The organism is Streptococcus sp. 1171_SSPC, assembly GCF_001069335.1.
GTDB lineage: Bacteria > Bacillota > Bacilli > Lactobacillales > Streptococcaceae > Streptococcus > Streptococcus xiaochunlingii.
The window spans coordinates 1-2,108 of record NZ_JWAK01000008.1; the positions used below are offsets into that span (position 1 = coordinate 1).

Here is a 2,108-nt window from a genome sequence, read left to right on the forward strand (position 1 = left end):
GTTGTTGTGGTAGTTGAAGTTGTAGTCGGCTCTTCGGTTGTTGTGGTAGTTGAAGTTGTAGTCGGCTCTTCAGTAGTCGTAGTTGTAGTGGTTGTGGTGGTTGTAGTTGTTGTAGTAGTTTCTTCCTTCGGATTCACAATCGTTTTGGTTACCGAATGATCTGCTCCAAAATCTTCTACATTAACCACAGTATCGGCTTCTTTGATGATATGACCTGAAGGGGCTTCAATTTCAGTTAAGATATATTTATCTTTTAACAGTTTACCAACGGCAATATTACCATTTTCGTCTGATTCAAACTCACCGATAACTTGATTATTAGCTTGACGAACAACTCTAAATTTAGCACCTTTAAGTGGTTGGTTAGCATCATCGACTTTATGAATATTGATTGAGTAAACATAACCAAGACCAGCACCACCAGGAATTTGAACGGCAGCAGCATTCGTTACATTTTTGGTTTCAATACCTAGACCTTTAAGAGTTGCTTCATTTCTCAAGACCTCTCCGTCGGCAGGATCATAATTTAAACGAACATTATAAGCAATACGATATTGGTCATTTTCAGTAACATCACCTAAATCGATAACAAATGATTGACCATCTTCGCTAATTGTAATCTTATGTTGGTCTGTTACATCAACTCTATCAGAGAATACCCATTCACCAGCATCATAAGAGAATTTACCTTTAATAATTTTAATGCTATCTTTTTCGTAAGAAGCATTCGTAAATTGTAAGTGATCTTCGAGTGTGGCATTCTTAATATTTTGCTTTGTACGATTGACAGAAATCGTGTATTGAATTTCCCTTTGGTCCCCTGCGTTTACCCAACTAGTCTTTGTTAAAAGTCTAGGATTTCCGTCGCCAACACCAGTAAATGAAACTTTACCAGCAATTTTTGTTTCCTTATTAACGGTGATTTCTATTGGAACCTCACCTTTTTGAGGGTGTTTTTTGAAATCGATACGAGCGTAAAAGAAGAATGATCCGCTTGTATCTGAGTGTTTTTCAACATAATCCGTATAGGTAATTGTAATGGATTTATTATCTGGGTTTACTTTAGCATTTGCGATAACTTCATTCGTATTTAAATCTTTAATTGGAAACGAACTTGAAGTAATCATCAAAGCATCTGGAACAGTAACTACAGTTGAATCTCCTGCTTTAACATTTTTTCCAGACAAATCAAAATCAGCGTTGATTCGGAAGGTTGCCCACTGTTGTAAGTCCCAGTCGAGAACTCCGCCTTCGTTATTTGATACTTTAACATTTTGGATTGTATCAACAAATTTTCCAGACACTGAAACCTCAGGAGTTTCAGCAAAAGTTTTATTCAAACTAAATACGAAAATAGTTGTCAATACAAAGATCAAAAATGAGAAAATACTAAACTTTTTCTTTTTGTCCATTTTTACTTTCCTTTTTCATAAAATTGGGCGTTTTATAAAAAATCGTTTATTTACACTTTTATTAAGGAAGAGTGTAAATAAAATAATCGTTTATAAGACACACAGCTACTACATAACTTTGTAGGAAATATTGTTTAATATGCAAGCTCCTGTTGGGATTTGAAATCAAATATATTTTCTACAAAGTGAATTATATCACAAATAAAACAATGTATCAACCCAAAATATGTTTGTATATTATAAAATCATATCAAAATATAGCATAAATTGATGAGGTGAGCTATATATCCAATTTTAATAGAGATGCATATATTAGAGTGGAGCAAATAATTTTGAAGTTTATTTTAAAGAGTTAAGGATTAGAAAAAGGATTTACCTCTAAATTAGAAGTAAATCCTTTTAAAACCTTTTGTCAAACTTTAAGATAAATTAGTAAGTTAAAATACAGACCGCTAGTTATTAGACATTTTACGTTTCATTACAATAGCACCTGATAGGACAAGTACTCCTGAGAATACTAGGCCAGTCGCTACGACTTCACCTGTACTTGGGAGAAGAACTTTGCGTCCACCACCGTTACCATCTCCATTTCCGCCAGGGTTTCCTGGTGTTGTAGTTGTTGTGGTGGTTGTACCACGTTTTCCGCCAGGATTTCCTGTTGTAGTTGTTGTAGTTGTATCTTCACTTACTGTAGTA

General features: G+C 34.3%; 2 protein-coding genes. Both read right to left on the minus strand.

Going from position 1 to position 2,108, the window contains the following annotated elements; all coding sequences use genetic code 11:
• Positions 1-1,412: Ig-like domain-containing protein (locus ADF75_RS00800; protein WP_048788784.1), on the minus strand; the 1,412-nt coding region annotated here is incomplete at its 3' end.
• A gap of 452 nt (positions 1,413-1,864) precedes the next feature.
• Positions 1,865-2,108, minus strand: a 244-nt coding sequence (locus ADF75_RS00805; RefSeq protein ID WP_048788785.1) for an LPXTG cell wall anchor domain-containing protein, incomplete at its 5' end; no start/stop codon positions are given.